The following is a 15,202-nucleotide window of genomic DNA, read 5'->3' as shown; positions in this document are numbered from 1 at the left end:
CTTCTCCTTGACGTGGCGTGACCGCCTCACCCTCCTCCAGCCCCATGCGGATCTGCCAGCCGAACCGCTGACCAGGTGAGGACCATCCTCATAGTCGATAGGAGACGTCAGAAAGTTCCATGCGGACCGCCGGAAGGCGCGGATTCCGTCGTGAACCATCCCCCCTCGTCCAGGACGGGGACGGCCGTGGCGGCGTCCACCTGCGCGGCCAGCGCGACCGCGTCGCCCGCACCCAGCCGTCGCAGCGCGGCCGCCGCGGCCGCGTCCGCGTTGCGCAGCGCGACGCCGACGACTGTGGCCCCGGCCCCGGCCAGCCGAGCGGCGACCGTCGCGCCGTTGGGTGAGGGCAGCACGAGCCGGGTGATGCCCGCGCTGCGCCGGATGCTGTCCGGCGACAGGCTGACCTTTCCCCCCTCCCGGCCCCGGCGGCGCCCGACCGCCAGCACCGCACCCTGCTCCCGCGCCACCCGCGCCGCGGAGTCGTCACCCCACCGGTACGGCAGCACCGCGATCCCCCGCTCGGCGGCCACGGTCAGCGCGGTGGTGAAGGACAGCACGTGTCACTCCTCGAGCCCGCGCAGCGCCGCCTGCACCGCGTCGTACCGGACCAGCCGGTGGCCCCCGGACGGCGGCGGGCCGAGGGCCAGCAGCCGGTCGGTGACCTCGAAGGTGATCCGGTAGAGCACCACCTGGACCGCGGCCTCCCGCCACTGCGCGGCCCGGGTCGGCGCCGGGCGGTGTCCCAGCACGGTCACGAACCACGGCGGGAACAGGTGGTACTCGGCGACGGCATCGTCGATCCGGTCACGGACCCGGCCGGCGAGCCGGTCCGCGGCGTCGGCGCCGGGATGCGCGCGGAACGCCTGCTGCTGGGCGGCATCGTGGCGCAGCTCCTGCTCCGCCTGCGCACGTTTCTCCCGGGCCGCGGCGAGCTGCGCCTCCAGCTCGCTCATCCGGCTCCGCTCCGACCGGTAGGCGAGGACGGCCCGGCGGAACGCCCAGCCGCCGGCCGTGCGGACGGCCAGCGCCCGGCTGGCGCTCAGCGCTCGCTGCCGCGTCTCGGCCAGCGTGTGCTCGTCCTGCTCGCAGCGCTCGATGTCCCGCCGGCGGGCCGCCCGGGCGTCGTCGTCGAGCAGGCCGGCGCGGATCCGCTCGGCCGCGCGGACGTCGTCGACCAGCACCCGCAGGTCGGCCGGCACGCCGTCGAGGTCGACCGGGACGTGACCCTGCTGGTGGCGCAGCAGCCCCTCGATCTGCTGGATCTCGCCCTCCAGCCGGCCGGTCCGCTGCGCGACGTCGCGCAGCCTGCGCTCGACGTGCTGCCGGAGCACGGCCTGATCGGCGGCGAGGGTGTCCAGGCGGGCGTCGACGGCGTCCAGCCGCGCCGCGGTCTCCCGGGCCCGCCGCTCCACGGTCCGGTCGAGGCGTTTCAGCTCGTCGGTGAGCTGCCGCCGGAGGCCGTCGACCTTGCTGCGGATCTCCTGGCGCAGCCCGGCGGCGACCCGGGCCAGATCCCCCGACGCGTCGGCGTTCACGGCCCGGCCCGCGACGGCGCGGCGCGGGTGGTGAGCCAGAGCAGCACCGCCGTGACCAGCAGCGCCAGCACGGCCAGCAACCAGTACGCGGGGAGCACGCCGAATGCCACCAGCACGGCCCCGGCCGCCGCTACGCCGAGCAGCGCGAGCGCCACCACCACCCGGCGGCGGGCGGTGGCCGCGGCGAGCTCCTCGACCACCGTCATGAGCTCGTCCGTGCCGGCGAACACCTGGGCGAGCAGGGCGGGATCGTGCGGCGGTTCCGCGCCCAGGCCGCCGAGCGCGTCGTGCCGCACGCGGAGCTCGGCCTGCCGGGCGAGGAGCCGGTCCCGGGTTGCACCCACGCGTACCCCCTGCGGTCACGGAGAGCGATGCTCGAGGCGCTGAGCGCTAACGGAACTCTACGGCCTGGTCGGTGAGGGCGGTCAATCCCACGGACGGGTCGATGGCGTTCAGCACGGCCACGAGCCGCTTCTCCTCGCCGATGAAGTGGGTCTCCAGCACGGCGGCGACCACGTCCAGCTCCTGCCGCAGCCGCGCGGCGCCGTCGGCGGTGGACCCGTCCCGCAGCTCCGCGGCCACCGCGCCGGCCCGGGTCAGCAGGCCGGCGATGATCCGGTGGTCGTGCTCCAGCCCGGCCAGGAAGGACCGCAGCCCGGGGTCACGCGCGGCGAGCAGCGGGAACACCTGGGTGTCCTCGCCGGTGTGGTGCCGGGTCACCGCGGCGCAGAAGGCCAGGCAGTGCGCGCCCAGCTCGGCGGCGGGGACCACGCCCTCGCGGAGATCCGCGAGCAGGTCGCGCAGGCCGATGTGGACCTCGATCAACTGGTTGCCGTACGCCAGGAAGCGGGCGTACTCGCTCGATGTGCTCTCCACGGAAGTCCCATGGTCCGGCGCCTCCGTGCCCGCGGCGGCCTCTTCGCCGGGTGCACTGCGACGCTGCGGCCATCCGATCAAAGCCCCGCCGGGCGCGTCAACCCGTGCCGGTCGCGACCCCGGTCCTGCGAGGTGGCCGGGCCGCCCTTCGGGTACGACACCGGCTCAGCGCCGCAGGTCCGCCGTCATCTCGTGCACCTCGGCCAGCCGGTCGGCCAGCTCGCGGGGGTGACCCGGCGCGTCCGGCCGGGCGTCGCCCGGCCGCGGACCGGACGGCGGCCGGTAGTTGACGCCCAGCGCGTCGAGGCGGGCGAGGTGCGGGCCGAGCCGGTCGGTGAAGTCGGCGTAGTCGCGGTCCGGCGGGCCCCACACCGTCTCGGCGAACGCGCACAGCCGCGGATAGACCTGGTAGTCGACCCGGCGCGCGGACTCCAGGTGCTCGGTCCAGACGTTGGCCTGCCCGCCGATGACGCGGTCCGCCGCCGCGCCGGTGAGCCCGGGCGGGACCGGCTCGAAGGCGTACACGTCGGCCAGGGTGAGCAGCGTGCCGACCGGGGTGGGCTCACCCGGGTCGTCCGACTGGCGGTAGTCCAGGTAGACCGCGGTGTCCGGGCAGGACACGACGTCGTGTCCGGCGCGGGCGGCCAGGACCGCGGGTGCGGCGCCCCGCCAGGCCGCGATGGTGGCGCCGGCCGGCGCGCCGCCGGCGAGGATCTCGTCCCAGCCGTGGACGCGGCGGCCCCGGGCGGCCAGGTGCTCGGCGATCCGGGCGGTGAACCAGCCCTGCGCCTCGTGCGGTCCGGCCAGTCCCTCGGCCGCGATCCGCGCGCGGGCCGCCGGGGTGTCCCACTCGGTCACCGGGCACTCGTCGCCGCCGATGCCGATCAGCTCGCCGGGGAAGATCGCGCAGACGTGGTCGAGGACCTCGCGGCAGAAGTCCAGGGCCGCGTCGGAGAGGTTCAGCACGTGCGGGGAGATGCCCCAGGAGGTACGCACCCCGCCCGCGAACCCGTTGCCCAGCTCCGGGTACGCCGCGACGGCGGCCTGCATGTGCCCCGGCATGTCGACCTCCGGCAGCACGGTCACCTGCCGCTCGGCGGCGTACGCGACGATCTCCCGCAGGTCGTCGGCGGTGTAGTAGCCGCCGTGGGGCCGGTCGTCGTAGCGGCCGTGGATCCGCGAGCCCAGCATCGTGCGCGGGCGCCAGGCCCCGACCGTGGTCAGCCGCGGCCGGCCCGGCACCTCGATCCGCCAGCCCTGGTCGTCGGTCAGGTGCAGGTGCAGCACGTTGAGCTTGTGGAACGCGGCCAGGTCGACGAAGCGCAGCACGTCGGCGACGGGCATGAAGTGCCGCGCCACGTCCAGCAGGACGCCGCGCCAGCCGAAGCGCGGCGCGTCCTCGATGTGCACGGCCGGGACCAGCAGCGGGTCGCCGGAGACCGGCGCCCGGCGCAGGCTCCGCGCGGGCAGCAGCTGGCGCAGGGTCTGCACGCCGTAGTGGGCCCCGGCCGGGGAGCCACCGCGGATGTCGATGCCGCCCGCGCCGACGGTCAGGACGTAGCCCTCCGCGGCCAGGGCGGTGTCGAGCCGCAGCCGGATGCGCCCCGGGGTGTCGGCCGGGCGCCCGGCCGGGAGCAGGCCGCGCAGCCAGGCGGCCACGCCGGCCAGCCCGGGATCGGCGACCACGGGAGTGCCCGGGCGCAGCACGAAGACACCGGGTTGGTACGCCACGCTCTCCGGGCGGGGAATCATCGCGCCGGCTCAGAAGTACGTGTGCAGCACGTCGACCACCACGTCGCGCTCGTCGGCCACCGGGATGAACCGCCACTTGTCGAACGCCGTGCACGGGTGCGACAGCCCGAAGCGCACCAGCTCGCCCACCGCCGGGGAGCCCCCGGTCACGTACGTGTGGTGGTCGTTCATCCGGGTGACGGTGAGCCCCGCGGCGACCGGCAGCCCCTCGTCGAACGGCGCGTCCCGCTTGCCCATGCCGACGATCGCCAGCCCCGGCTCCGGGGTGGACAGCACCTGCGCCCAGATCTCCAGCGCCGCGGCCAGGGTGCCGTCGCCGGGCTCCCGGTTGAACGGCGTGCGCTCGCGGTAGAAGCCGTCGTCGTGGGTCACCGACGCGCCGCTGCGCAGCACCGCCCGCAGCCGGTGACCCTCCAGCCACTGCCCCTCGAGCGCCTTGACCACCCGGTCGAACCAGGCGCTGCCGCCGGCCGAGACCAGCACCTCGTCGCCGAGCAGGTCGGCGATCGCCCGGACGGACTCGACCAGGGTGGCCAGGAACGCGTCGACCGCCGCGACGTCGGGCAGCGCGCCCTCGTAGCCGGTGACCCCGAGCAGCGTGACCCCGGGCGCGGCGGCGGCCGCGCGGGCCACCGCCACGACCTCGGCGACGGTACGGCAACCCGTGCGCCCGCCCGCGTGCCCCAGCTCGACCAGCACCGGCAACCCGCCCGCGGCCGCCACCGCCTCGACCCCGGCCACCGAGTCGACCTGCAGGAACACCTCCCAGCCGCGGGCCGACTCGGCGGCCAGCCAGCCCAGCGCGGTCGGGTCCAGCACCTCATTGGCGATCAGCACCCGGGGCGCCCCGAGCCGGCGCAGCACCAGGGCCTGGCTCGCGGTGGCCACGGTCATCGCCCAGGCGCCCGCCGCGAGCTGCGCCTCCAGCAGGGTCGGGGCCATCGAGGTCTTGGCGTGCGGCGCGAAGGAGAAGCCGTGGCGCTGCGCGTACGCGGCCATCGTGGCGATGTTCGCCCGTACCGCGGACTCCCGGACCACCAGCAGCGGCCAGGTGAACGAGCCGTCGAACAGGTGGTGCCGGGCGGCGGCGAAGTCGCGCGCGGTCACCTCGCCCGCGGGCAGCCAGAAGCCCTTGGCCCGCCAGTCGATCAGCTCGTCCGGGATGTCGAGGGTCATGTCCGTCTCCTCAGGCTTGACCGCGGGGGCGCTGTCGCGCACGCTACTACGAACCAATTACGAACCACCAGGAGCGGAAGCGGGGCGAGGCGTGCCGGCGGCGATGGTGATCGGCCTGGTGCTGCACGCGAGCCACCGCGCCCGGTTCGCCGCGGCGGCCCGCACCCTGAGCGGGGTCACCCTGGCCCGGGCGGTCTACGAGCACGAGGACGAGATCCGGGACCGCGTCGCCGGGCTGCTGCGGGCCGGGCGGCTGGACGGGCTGCTGCTCGGGCCGGTCCCGTATGCCCGCTCCCGGGACCTGCTGCCGCCGGAGCTGCCGGTCGCGGTCACCCGCTCGGCCGCCCTGGACCTGGCGCTGGCCTGGGCCCGGGCCCGCGGCAACGGCTGGCCGGCCACCCCGGTCAGCATCGACACCTTCGCCCGCGAGACGGTCGACGAGGTGGCCACGGCGCTGGAGCTGGACCGGGAGGCGATCGCGAGCCTGCCGTTCGAGCCGGAGCAGCCGGTCGCCGACGTCGTCGCGTTCCACCGCGCGCACCTGGCCCGCACCGGCGCCCCGTACGTGATCAGCGTGCGGACCGGCGTCGCGGCCGCGCTCGCCGGCGAGGTGGCCGTGCTGCCCGCGCTGCCCACTCCGGGCACGATCCGGGCCGACCTGCACGAGCTGGCGCTGCGCATCCGGCACCGGCACGCCGACGGGCTGCGCTTCGCCGCCGGGGTGTTCCTGGCCGCCGAGCCCGCTCAGCGCGCCGGGCTGCGCGAGCTGCTGCGCACCGCCCCGGAGCTCGCCGACGCCTGGATCGACGACCGGGGGCCGCGCGGCGTCCTCGTGCTCGCCCCGGCGGCGCTCTTCGCGGCGGCCACCCGCCAGTGGGTCGATCTGCCCCTGCTGGCCGCGGCCCGCGAGAGCCTGGGCGTCCGCGTGGTGGCCGGCTTCGGGCAGGGCGACTCGGCGCGGCTCTGCGTGACGCTGGCCGAGCGGGCCGCCGCCCGGGCCGAGCAGGACCGCGGGCCGGGCGCGTACCTGATCTCCGGCGGAATGGTGATCGGCCCGATCGGCGCCGCCGGCCCGCCGCTGGCCTACGCCTACCGCGAGCACGGCGCGCTGGAGGCGCTGGCCGGGCGGGCCGGGCTGAGCCCGGCCACGCTGTCCCGGCTGGCCGCGATCGAGCGCCGGCTGGCCGGCCGGCCGGTCACCCCCGGCGAGCTGGCCCGGTCGCTGGGCATCACCGACCCCAGCGGGCGGCGGCTGATCCGCAAGCTGAGCGGGTCCCGCCTGGCCGTGCCCGACGGCAGCGCCCAGCCCTATCGCCGGGGCCGGCCCACCCGGCTCTACCGGCTGGCCATCACCGCGGCCCTCGAGGAGGCGGCGTGACCTTCGATCTGGTGCTCACCGGCGGCGAGGTGCTCGGGACCGGACGGGCCGACCTGGCGGTGCGCGACGGGCTCGTCGCGGCGGTGGGACCGCAGCTGCGGCGCGACGCCGCCACGGTCGTGAACGTGTCGGGGCTGCTGGTCACGCCCGGGCTGGTCGACCTGCACACCCACGTCGGGCCCGGCTACTGGGGCATCGACCCCGGCCCGGTGGCCTGGCGCTCCGGCGTCACCACCTGGGTGGACGCGGGGTCGGCGGGGGCGTACACCCTCGACGGGCTGCGCCGGGTGGCGGCCGGCGCCGAGGTGCGGGTGCCGGCGCTGCTCAACATCGCGGCGGTGGGGCTGGCCGGGCGTACCGGGGAAAGCCGCGACCTGGACGTCTGCGACACCGCGCTGGCGATCGACACCGTGCAGGCGCACCGCGACCTGATCCGCGGCATCAAGGTCCGCATCGACCGCGAGACCGTCGGCGGCAACGGCGTCGAGCCGCTGCGCCGCGGCCTGGCCGCGGCGCAGACCTGCGGCGTCCCGGTCATGGTCCACATCGGCGCGGCCCCGCCGCCGCTGGCCGAGGTCCTCGACCTGCTGCGCCCCGGCGACATCGTGACGCACTGCGCCAGCGGCATCGCTACTCCGCTGGGCCCGGCCGTGCACGCCGCCCGCGACCGCGGCGTGCTGTTCGACGTCGGCCACGGCTCCGGCGGCTTCGCCTTCGACGTGCTGGAACGGCAGCTCGCGGCGGGGCTGGCGCCGGACACCGTCTCCACCGACCTGCACGCCCGCTCGGTGCACGGCCCGGTCTTCGACCTGCCCACCACGATGGCCAAGCTGCTCGCCGCCGGCCTGCCGCTGAGCGAGGTGCTGGCCGCCGCCACCGTACGGCCCGCGCGGGCGCTCGGGCTGGGCGGCGGGACGCTGGCCGTGGGGGCGCCGGCCGACCTGGCCGTGTTCCGGGTCGAGGAGGGCGCGTTCCCCGTGGTCGACGCCCACCGCCAGGTCCGGCACGCCCCGCTGCGGCTGGTCAACGAGGCGACGTACGTGGCCGGCCGCCGGCTGGCCCCGCGGCTGGACCCGCCGCCGGCGCCGTGGATCCCGCTCACCGACGCCCAGCGCGCCGCCCTCGCCCGGCGCGAGCGCGACCTGCGGGCCCTGCTCGCCGCGCCGCTGGTCGGCGCGGACGGCCTGGCCGACCAGTTCCCGAGACCGACACCGAGGAGTTCCTGATGCACCGCGCCGTCACCACCGACAAGGCCGCCCCCGCTGGCGGCCCGTACTCGCACGCCGTCGTCGCCGGCGACACCGTCTACCTGGCCGGCGCGATCCCGGCGCGGCCCGACGGCACCCGGGTCACCGGCAGCTTCGCCGAGCAGGCCCACGCCGCCTTCCGCAACCTGGCGGCGGTGGCCGAGGCCGCCGGCGCCAGCCTCGACCAGGCCGTCCGGGTCGGCGTCTACCTGCGGGACTTCGCCGACTTCGCGGAGCTCAACGAGATCTACGCGCAGTACATCAAGGGCGACAACCTGCCGGTGCGCACCACCCTGCCGGTGCCGCTGGTCGGCTTCGACATCGAGATCGACGCCGTGCTCTACACCGCCTGACGCGCGCGCACCCAGGCGACGGCCCGGCGTACCGCCGCCCGCGACTGCTCGGTGTGGTCGGCGATGTCGAAGCTGTGCTGCCCGTCCGGCACGTCGATGACCTCCACGCCGGCCGCCCGGGCCAGGAACTGCTCCACCCCCGCGGCGAAGCCGGGGTCCTCGCGACCCACCCGGGTGAGCAGGATCGGCGGGGCGCCGGCCCCGACCGCCGCGGCCGGGGCGGCGTAGCCCGGCCCGGCCACCATGCCCGGCAGCGGGGTCACCACCGGGTAGGTCAGGGCGACGCCGCGCAGCCAGGGCGGCGCGTCGCGGAGCCAGGGGGCGCTGAGCATGGCGCCGCCGGAGAAGAACCACAGCACCACCCGGTCCGCGTCGGCGCGCGGATCGGCCCGGGCGGCCGTCACGGCCGCGGCGACCTGGTCCGCCGCCGTGGCGTAGTCCAGCACGAGGCCGTCCGGGCCCGGCGTGACCGGCATCCGGTGCTCCACCACGACGGCGAGCAGTCCCTCCGCGGCCAGCAGCTCGCCGTAGCCGCGGTACAGCGGCCAGTCGCGGGGTCCGGTCGTCAGCCCGGGCGGCAACGGCGTCCCGTGCACCACCACGACCACCGGGAACGGACCCTCCCCGGGCGGGCGATAGGTGTCCACATTGCCCGCCCGCTCGGGCTCCCGGGCGGGCGGCGACAGGACGAACGGGCGCAGGTACTCCGGTGTCTCGGCCATGCCCCGCACGGTAGCGAACCGATGTTCCCGGCCCGGCGCGCCCGCACGGCGTGGTCACCTGCGGACGGCCGGGCCACCGTGGTCTGATCAGCATGATCAAGCTGGCGGCGCGGGTAACACGTCGGAAACCTCGAGCTGCGAGCATCGCCTGGCGACCCGGGGAGGTTCGGTTGTTCCTCAGCCAGCACGAGCAGGAACGCCTGCTCATCCACGTCGCGGCGGACGTCGCCCGGCGCCGGCGGGAGCGCGGCCTGCGCCTCAACCACCCCGAGGCCACCGCGATCATCACCGCTTTCCTGCTCGAGGGCGCGCGCGACGGGCGCACGGTCGCCGACCTCATGGACGCCGGGCGGCGGGTCCTCACCCGCGCGGACGTCCTGGACGGGGTGCCCGAGATGCTGCCCGAGGTGCAGGTCGAGGCCACCTTCCCGGACGGCACCAAGCTCGTCACCGTGCACGAGCCGATCTCATGATCGTGCCGGGGGAGATCATCGCCGGCGACGGCGACATCACGATCAACGCCGGGCGGCCGGTGCTGGCCCTGACCGTGCGCAACACCGGCGACCGGCCCGTGCAGGTCGGCTCGCACTACCACTTCGCCGAGTCCAACGCGGCCCTCGACTTCGACCGCGACGCCGCCTGGGGGCACCGACTGGCGGTGCCCGCGGGCACCTCGGTCCGCTTCGAGCCCGGCCTGCCGCGCGACGTCGAGCTGATCCCGCTGGCCGGCCGGCGGATCGTCCCCGGCCTGCGCGGCCTGGCCGCCGGCCCGCTGGACCGGCCCCCGGCGGCGCCGGCGCCCGACCCGGACGACATCGAGCCCGCCGGCTCCCTCGACGAGGACACCGGCGAGGACCAGCCGGCGAACGGAAGTCCCCGATGACCACCCTGGACCGCGGCCGCTACGCCGCCCTGTACGGCCCCACCGCCGGCGACCGGATCCGGCTGGCCGACACCAACCTGCTGATCGAGATCGAGGAGGACCGCAGCGCCGGACCGCGGCCGGGCGACGAGGTGGTCTTCGGCGGCGGCAAGGTGATCCGCGAGTCGATGGGCCAGTCCCGCGCCACCCGCGCCGAGGGCAGCCCGGACACGGTCATCACCGGCGCCGTGGTGCTCGACCACTGGGGCGTCGTCAAGGCCGACATCGGCATCCGGGACGGGCGGATCGTGGCGCTCGGCAAGGCCGGCAACCCCGACACCATGGACGGCGTGCACCCCGGCCTGGTGATCGGGCCCGGCACCGAGATCATCGCCGGCAACGGCCGGATCCTCACCGCCGGGGCGATCGACAGCCACGTCCACCTGATCAGCCCCACCATCCTGGACACCGCGCTGGCCAGCGGCATCACCACCATCATCGGCGGCGGCACCGGGCCGGCCGAGGGCACCAAGGCCACCACGGTCACGCCGAACGCCTGGCACCTGGCCCGGATGCTCGAGTCGCTGGACTCCTGGCCGATCAACGTGCTGCTGCTCGGCAAGGGCAACACCATGTCGAGCGAGTCGATGTGGGAGCAGCTGCGCGGCGGCGCCGGCGGCTTCAAGCTGCACGAGGACTGGGGCACCACGCCCGCGGTGATCGACGCCGCGCTGCGGGTCGCCGACGCCTCCGGGGTGCAGGTCGCCATCCACACCGACACGCTCAATGAGGCCGGCTTCGTCGAGGAGACGCTGCGGGCCGTCGCCGGGCGGTCGATCCACGCGTACCACACCGAGGGGGCCGGCGGCGGGCACGCACCCGACATCATCACGGTCGCCGGGCACCCCAACGTGCTGCCGTCGTCGACGAACCCGACCCGGCCGTACACCCGCAACACCCTCAGCGAGCACCTCGACATGCTGATGGTCTGCCACCACCTGAATTCCTCGGTGCCCGAGGACCTGGCCTTCGCGGAGAGCCGGATCCGGCCGTCCACGATGGCGGCCGAGGACCTGCTGCACGACCTCGGCGCGATCTCGATGATCGGCTCCGACTCGCAGGCGATGGGCCGGGTCGGCGAAGTGATCATGCGTACCTGGCAGACCGCGCACGTGATGAAGGCGCGCCGCGGCGCGCTGCCGGGCGACGGCGCGGCGGACAACCTGCGGGCGCGACGGTACGTGGCCAAGTACACGATCTGCCCCGCGCTCGCCCACGGCCTGGCCGAGCAGGTCGGCTCGGTGGAGCCCGGCAAGCTGGCCGACCTGGTCCTGTGGGACCCGGCGTTCTTCGGCGTCCGGCCGGCCCTGGTGCTCAAGGGCGGCATGATCGCGTCGGCCCAGATGGGCGACGCGAACGCCTCGATCCCGACCCCTCAGCCGATGCTGCCCCGGCCGATGTTCGGCGCGTACGGGGTGGTGCCGTCCGTGACGTCGGTGGCCTTCGTGGCGCCCGCGGCGATCGACGCGCTGCTGGGCGACCGGATCGGGGTGAAGCGGGCGCTGGTGCCGGTGACCGACACCCGCTCGGTGGGCAAGGCGGACCTGCCGCTCAACGACGCGCTGCCCCGCATCGAGGTGGAGCCGGACACGTTCACGGTACGCATCGACGGCGAGGTCGTGACGCCCGAGCCGGTGGACGAGCTGCCCATGGCCCAGCGCTACTTCCTGTTCTGAGGACGCCCGGATGAGCCTGGCGACGCTGTTGGTGCTGGCCGACGGGAGGCTGCCCGCCGGTGGGCACGCGCACTCGGGCGGGCTGGAGGCGGCGGTGGCGGCGGGGCGGGTCCGCGACGTCGGCGACCTGGGCGGGTTCCTGCGGGGACGGCTGCACACCACGGGCCTGGTGTCCGCCGCCTTCGCGGCCGGCGCGTGTGCCCGTACCGGGGACTTCCGGGATCTCGATCGCGGCCTGGACGCCCGGACGCCCTCGCCCGCGCTGCGCCGGGCCTCCCGGGCCCAGGGCCGGGCGCTGCTGCGCGCCGGGCGGGCGATGTGGTCCCTGCCGGAGCTAGGCCGCGAGCCGCACCACCCCGTCGCGCTCGGCGCCCTCGCCGCCGCCGCCGGGCTGGGCCCGCGGGAGGCCGCGGTCGCGGCGGCGCATGGCACGGTGAGCGGTCCGGCCGGCGCGGCGGTCCGGCTGCTGGGCCTCGACCCGTACGCGGTGCACGCGCTGCTGGCCCGCCTGGCCCCCGAGATCGACCGGATCGCGGCGGACGCCGCGGCCCGCACCGACGACCCGGTCGACGACCTGCCGGCCGCCGGAGCGCCCCTGCTCGACCTCGGCGCCGAGCTGCACGCCACCTGGGAGGTGCGTCTCTTTGCATCCTGAACCGCACGAACACGGCCCCGACGAGGCGCCCCACAGCCACCCCGATCCGGGTGTGGACCCGCACGCCCCGCTGCCCGCAGCGCCCCGCGCGCTGCGGATCGGCATCGGCGGCCCGGTCGGCTCCGGCAAGACCGCGCTGGTCGCGGCGCTGTGCCGGGCGCTAGGGGCGGAGCTGCGGCTGGCCGTCGTGACCAACGACATCTACACCACCGAGGACGCCGACTTCCTGCTGCGCAACGGCGTGCTGCCGGCCGAGCGCATCCGCGCGGTGGAGACCGGCTGCTGCCCGCACACGGCGATCCGCGACGACATCTCGGCGAACCTCGACGCGGTCGAGGACCTGGAGGCCGCGCTCGGGCCGCTGGAGCTGGTGCTGGTGGAGAGCGGCGGCGACAACCTGACGGCGACGTTCAGCAAGGGCCTGATCGACCGGCAGATCTTCGTGGTCGACGTGGCCGGGGGCGACAAGGTGCCCCGCAAGGGCGGCCCGGGGGTCACCACGGCGGACCTGCTGGTGATCAACAAGACCGACCTGGCCCCGCTGGTCGGCGCCGACCTGGCGGTGATGGACCGGGACGCGCGGGCCCGGCGCGGCGACCTGCCGACGGTGTTCCTGTCGCTGGTCCAGGACCGGGCGGCCGCCCCGGTCGCCGACTGGATCCGCGCGCTGGTGGCGGCCCGGGTCCCGGCCCCTTGACGCCCCCGCGGCCCTCCGGCGCCCACCCGCGGGTGCGGCCGGTGGCGCGCTGATGCGGGCCGAGGCCCGGATCGTCGCCGAGGCCGACGGGCGGGGCGGCACCCGGCTGCGGGTGCTCCGGGGCGAGTCGCCGCTGTTGCTGCGCCGGACCGGGCCGCGCGCGGGCGGTGCCGTCACCGTGCATCTCGTCGGTGGCGCCGCCGGGCCGTTGGGCGGCGACGACCTGCGCCTGGACGTCGAGGTGGGGCCGGCCGCGCGGCTGACGGTGCGCAGTGTCGCCGCCCAGCTCGCACTACCGGGCCGGGCCGGGGCGCCGCCGTCGCGGCTGGAGATCCGGGCGGCCGTCGCGGCGGACGCGACGTTGCGCTGGCTGCCGGAGCCGCTGATCGCGGCGGCCGGCTGCCGGCACCGGGCCGGCACCCGGGTCGAGGTCGCCGCGGGCGGCCGGCTGCTGTGGCGCGACGACCTGGTCTGCGGCCGGCACGACGAGCCGTCCGGCGACGTGCGGGCCGACGTGACCATCCGGTACGCGGGCAGCACCCTCCACCGGCACGAGCTGGCGGTCGGCCCCGGCGCGCCGGGCTGGTCGGGAGCAGCCGTGCTCGGTGGCGGCCGGGCGGTCGGCGCGCTGGTGCTGGCCGGCCCGGGGTGGCCCGAGCCGGCGCTGCTGGGCGGGGACGCCGCGCTCATGCCGCTCGCCGGGCCGGGGCTGCTCGCGTCCGCCGTCGGCCGGGACATCCGCCAGGTACGCGCCGCCCTGGATCCGCTCTGCGCCGCGCCCGGCGAGTGACACCCCGAGACGTCTGTCCCGCGCCACCGCCCGCGGGCGGCCCCGCCCGGGATGTCCTGCCGCGAAGCCGCCCCACGGTCGATGGAATACGCGCTGCCGGAATTGATTCCTCAGCCGGAGAAAACCAGCCCGAAGGCGTCATTGTCGAGAATGCGCTGGCCCTGGTAGAACCCGTTCAGCTGACGCTGGAATTCGGCCGCCTCGGTGTCCGGCGCGTGGGCCCGCAGGCACCGTTCGGTGAAATCGACGGTGCCCGCCGCGTAGTCCAGATACCACTGGCCGGTGCCCCGCGACTGCCGGGCGGTGGCGTCCACGCAGTCACCGGCCGACAGGCCGAGCAGCCGCGCGGTCTCGTACGTCGAGGCGGGCGGGAACAGCACGCACGTGTCCGACGTGCCGCTCTTGACGAACGTCCCGTCGTTGCAGACGGCGTCGTAGTTGGCCTGGGCCAGCGTCGAATCCATCTGGCGGTGCAGCTTGGCGCCGGCCCCCCAGTTGTCCGGGAAGTCGCGCTGGAGCAGCCAGGCCGCCTGCACCGACCGCTCGGCCCCGGACTTGCTCATCGCCAGCGACATGGTCACCGCCGGGACCACGCAGCCGGGGTTCGGGCCGATCACCCGGTCGCAGCGGAACGGGTAGTAGCCCGGGTAGCTCTGCACCGGCAGGGTGTCGCCGGACGGGTTGGTGGCGGCCAGCGAGTACGTCTGGGTCCACTCGCTGCGGCCGGCCGGGTTGGCCGTGTACGTCGTCGTGCCGGACACCGTCGCACCCACCGTGACCTGCTGCGCGCCGGCCGGCGTGCTGCGCGCCGCGCAGCCGGTGCCGCAGGCCACCGACCAGGTGAGACCCATGGTCGTCAGGCGCCCGGTCGCCGCGGTCAGGGTGAGGTACCAGTTCTCCGTCCAGGTCAGGCGCTCGGTCTGGAACGGCATGTCGGTGGAGATCTCGATCGTGGCGGTGCCGGTGACCTTGCCGGCGGCGTCGACGGTCTGCAGGCTGCGCTGGTAGCCCGCGAGGCAGACCGAGGTGCGGCGGTAGTGCCAGGTGCCGGTCGTCTGGTCCTGACAGCTGACCGGCGCGACCGCGGCGGCGGCCGCGGTCGTCGCGGCCACGGCGCAGCCGGCCTGGGTCTCGCCGGCTCTGATGAACTTGCGCGGATGCGCCGTGACGGCGGCGCAGAGCTGCTTGCCGGCCGGCGCCGCGACGGGCCGGCTGAGCGTGGCGCCCGGCGCGGCCGCCGGCGGGGCGGGTGCGGGATCGGCGACCGCGGGCGCCGATCCGGCGCCCACGGAGACGATCGTGACAGCGGCGCAGAACGCCGCGATACGCATGCGGAAATACAAGGAAACCCCCGTGCGAGTTGGTCCCGAGATTGCGGACGGACGAATCGTTGCATAGACCGTCGTCCACTCGCGACCCCGTA

The 15,202-nt window shown here is 76.0% G+C and carries 17 protein-coding genes; 9 read left to right on the top strand and 8 right to left on the bottom strand.

What is annotated here, in order from left to right; translation table 11 throughout:
• Positions 1 to 107 precede the first annotated feature (107 nt).
• The 6 genes from Ani05nite_RS09245 to Ani05nite_RS09220 all read right to left on the bottom strand — a co-directional run bounded on the left by Ani05nite_RS09245 (position 108) and on the right by Ani05nite_RS09220 (position 5,339).
• Complete coding sequence (locus Ani05nite_RS09245; RefSeq protein ID WP_203766827.1) at positions 108 to 557, bottom strand: hypothetical protein; 450 nt, start codon at positions 555 to 557, stop codon at positions 108 to 110.
• A 3-nt stretch (positions 558 to 560) separates the two neighbouring features.
• Positions 561 to 1,535 (bottom strand): coiled-coil domain-containing protein, encoded by a 975-nt coding sequence (locus Ani05nite_RS09240; protein WP_203766825.1) that lies wholly within the window; start codon positions 1,533 to 1,535, stop codon positions 561 to 563.
• A complete protein-coding gene (locus Ani05nite_RS09235) occupies positions 1,532 to 1,879 on the bottom strand; it encodes a hypothetical protein (RefSeq protein WP_203766823.1) in 348 nt (115 codons plus the stop codon). Before Ani05nite_RS09235 ends, Ani05nite_RS09240 begins: the two co-directional genes overlap by 4 nt.
• Before the next feature lie 46 nt (positions 1,880 to 1,925).
• Positions 1,926 to 2,411 (bottom strand): hemerythrin domain-containing protein, encoded by a 486-nt coding sequence (locus Ani05nite_RS09230; RefSeq protein WP_203766821.1) that lies wholly within the window; start codon positions 2,409 to 2,411, stop codon positions 1,926 to 1,928.
• Between the two features lie 165 nt (positions 2,412 to 2,576).
• Positions 2,577 to 4,163 carry a beta-N-acetylhexosaminidase gene (locus Ani05nite_RS09225; RefSeq protein ID WP_203766819.1) on the bottom strand — a complete coding sequence of 529 codons (1,587 nt, stop codon included), beginning with the start codon at positions 4,161 to 4,163 and terminating at the stop codon, positions 2,577 to 2,579.
• A gap of 9 nt (positions 4,164 to 4,172) precedes the next feature.
• A complete protein-coding gene (locus tag Ani05nite_RS09220; protein WP_203766817.1) occupies positions 4,173 to 5,339 on the bottom strand; it encodes an alanine racemase in 1,167 nt (388 codons plus the stop codon).
• Between the two features lie 91 nt (positions 5,340 to 5,430).
• On the opposite strand from Ani05nite_RS09220, the gene Ani05nite_RS09215 reads away from it, so the two are divergent.
• The 3 genes from Ani05nite_RS09215 to Ani05nite_RS09205 are packed head-to-tail and all read left to right on the top strand — an operon-like array spanning position 5,431 to position 8,317.
• A complete protein-coding gene (locus tag Ani05nite_RS09215) occupies positions 5,431 to 6,717 on the top strand; it encodes a transcriptional regulator (protein ID WP_239129540.1) in 1,287 nt (428 codons plus the stop codon).
• On the top strand, positions 6,714 to 7,943 hold the full coding sequence (locus tag Ani05nite_RS09210) for an amidohydrolase family protein (RefSeq protein ID WP_203766815.1): 1,230 nt from the start codon (positions 6,714 to 6,716) through the stop codon (positions 7,941 to 7,943). Before Ani05nite_RS09215 ends, Ani05nite_RS09210 begins: the two co-directional genes overlap by 4 nt.
• Entirely contained in the window at positions 7,943 to 8,317 is a 375-nt protein-coding gene (locus tag Ani05nite_RS09205; RefSeq protein ID WP_239129536.1) for a RidA family protein, read from the top strand. The genes Ani05nite_RS09210 and Ani05nite_RS09205 overlap by 1 nt, the downstream gene beginning before the upstream one ends.
• On the opposite strand, the gene Ani05nite_RS09200 is transcribed toward Ani05nite_RS09205, so the two are convergent.
• Positions 8,305 to 9,039 (bottom strand): alpha/beta hydrolase family protein, encoded by a 735-nt coding sequence (locus Ani05nite_RS09200; protein ID WP_203766813.1) that lies wholly within the window; start codon positions 9,037 to 9,039, stop codon positions 8,305 to 8,307. The two genes, Ani05nite_RS09205 and Ani05nite_RS09200, sit on opposite strands and share 13 nt — an antisense overlap.
• Positions 9,040 to 9,209: 170 nt before the next feature.
• Between Ani05nite_RS09200 and Ani05nite_RS09195 the strand changes: the two genes are divergently transcribed.
• From Ani05nite_RS09195 to Ani05nite_RS09170, 6 genes are read left to right on the top strand one after another with little or no spacing between them, the layout of a single operon-like run.
• A complete protein-coding gene (locus Ani05nite_RS09195) occupies positions 9,210 to 9,512 on the top strand; it encodes an urease subunit gamma (protein WP_203766811.1) in 303 nt (100 codons plus the stop codon).
• Positions 9,509 to 9,922 carry an urease subunit beta gene (locus tag Ani05nite_RS09190; protein ID WP_203766809.1) on the top strand — a complete coding sequence of 138 codons (414 nt, stop codon included), beginning with the start codon at positions 9,509 to 9,511 and terminating at the stop codon, positions 9,920 to 9,922. The genes Ani05nite_RS09195 and Ani05nite_RS09190 overlap by 4 nt, the downstream gene beginning before the upstream one ends.
• Entirely contained in the window at positions 9,919 to 11,637 is a 1,719-nt protein-coding gene (locus Ani05nite_RS09185; RefSeq protein WP_203766803.1) for an urease subunit alpha, read from the top strand. The genes Ani05nite_RS09190 and Ani05nite_RS09185 overlap by 4 nt, the downstream gene beginning before the upstream one ends.
• A 10-nt stretch (positions 11,638 to 11,647) precedes the next feature.
• A complete protein-coding gene (locus Ani05nite_RS09180) occupies positions 11,648 to 12,292 on the top strand; it encodes an urease accessory protein UreF (protein ID WP_203766801.1) in 645 nt (214 codons plus the stop codon).
• Entirely contained in the window at positions 12,282 to 12,989 is a 708-nt protein-coding gene (gene ureG, locus Ani05nite_RS09175) for an urease accessory protein UreG (RefSeq protein ID WP_203766799.1), read from the top strand. Before Ani05nite_RS09180 ends, ureG begins: the two co-directional genes overlap by 11 nt.
• A 52-nt stretch (positions 12,990 to 13,041) precedes the next feature.
• Positions 13,042 to 13,779: an urease accessory protein UreD gene (locus tag Ani05nite_RS09170; protein ID WP_203766797.1), complete on the top strand. Its 738-nt coding sequence runs from the start codon at positions 13,042 to 13,044 to the stop codon at positions 13,777 to 13,779.
• A 110-nt stretch (positions 13,780 to 13,889) separates the two neighbouring features.
• Here Ani05nite_RS09170 and Ani05nite_RS09165 read toward each other — a convergent pair whose 3' ends face one another.
• A complete protein-coding gene (locus Ani05nite_RS09165) occupies positions 13,890 to 15,110 on the bottom strand; it encodes a hypothetical protein (protein ID WP_203766795.1) in 1,221 nt (406 codons plus the stop codon).
• Positions 15,111 to 15,202 lie beyond the last annotated feature (92 nt).

This window comes from Actinoplanes nipponensis (genome assembly GCF_016862275.1).
GTDB lineage: Bacteria > Actinomycetota > Actinomycetes > Mycobacteriales > Micromonosporaceae > Actinoplanes > Actinoplanes nipponensis.
This window is presented reverse-complemented; position numbering and strand designations above follow the sequence as displayed.

Excerpts from the sequence above, each read along its gene's own strand:
- Ani05nite_RS09185 (WP_203766803.1), top strand. The coding sequence starts at position 9,919 with ATGACCACCCTGGACCGCGGCCGCTACGCCGCCCTGTACGGCCCCACC.
- Ani05nite_RS09165 (WP_203766795.1), bottom strand. The coding sequence starts at position 15,110 with ATGCGTATCGCGGCGTTCTGCGCCGCTGTCACGATCGTCTCCGTGGGC.
- Ani05nite_RS09190 (WP_203766809.1), top strand. The coding sequence starts at position 9,509 with ATGATCGTGCCGGGGGAGATCATCGCCGGCGACGGCGACATCACGATC.
- Ani05nite_RS09225 (WP_203766819.1), bottom strand. The coding sequence starts at position 4,163 with ATGATTCCCCGCCCGGAGAGCGTGGCGTACCAACCCGGTGTCTTCGTG.
- Ani05nite_RS09220 (WP_203766817.1), bottom strand. The coding sequence starts at position 5,339 with ATGACCCTCGACATCCCGGACGAGCTGATCGACTGGCGGGCCAAGGGC.
- Ani05nite_RS09200 (WP_203766813.1), bottom strand. The coding sequence starts at position 9,039 with ATGGCCGAGACACCGGAGTACCTGCGCCCGTTCGTCCTGTCGCCGCCC.
- Ani05nite_RS09180 (WP_203766801.1), top strand. The coding sequence starts at position 11,648 with ATGAGCCTGGCGACGCTGTTGGTGCTGGCCGACGGGAGGCTGCCCGCC.
- Ani05nite_RS09205 (WP_239129536.1), top strand. The coding sequence starts at position 7,943 with ATGCACCGCGCCGTCACCACCGACAAGGCCGCCCCCGCTGGCGGCCCG.
- Ani05nite_RS09170 (WP_203766797.1), top strand. The coding sequence starts at position 13,042 with ATGCGGGCCGAGGCCCGGATCGTCGCCGAGGCCGACGGGCGGGGCGGC.